The following is a 407-nucleotide window of genomic DNA, read 5'->3' as shown; positions in this document are numbered from 1 at the left end:
CGCTCATAAAGAGTGAAAAGGGGAGGGATTTAATGAAAGAGGATGCCTTGTTTGAACATGGTTTTTGGCTTCAGGTTTTGGGGGACCATTCAAGATTTATTTTAGACTCGCTTGCAACTGTTGAAGCCCAAGATATCCAAAAGGCACAGTATTTTAAGCAAAATTATGATTCATTGTTGAATGGGCTGCCAAATGTTCCGGAAAATCAAATAGTGCCTTTCACACAAAATGTGAAAGAACTGACACTTAGGTTTCGGGAATTCAAATTATTTTTGATCAGAAGGCATCTGACTGGCGGCATAAAAATAAATATGTCGCCCACCTTCATTAACCATATGGTGAACGAATTGGAGGAATACTTAAATATCATCGGCTTTCTTGAAAAAGGAGAGAAGCCGCCCATTTTC

1 protein-coding gene is annotated in these 407 nt (G+C 38.8%); it reads left to right on the top strand.

Translation table 11 applies throughout. From position 1 onward, the window contains the following. Positions 1-32: 32 nt before the first annotated feature. Positions 33-407: DUF2935 domain-containing protein (locus tag AC2JF9_RS09990; RefSeq protein WP_500727460.1), on the top strand; the 375-nt coding region annotated here is incomplete at its 3' end.

Source organism: Lactobacillus sp. C449L (genome assembly GCF_059900815.1).
The sequence above is the reverse complement of the archived record's forward strand: the minus strand, read 5'-3'. Positions and strand labels throughout refer to the sequence as shown.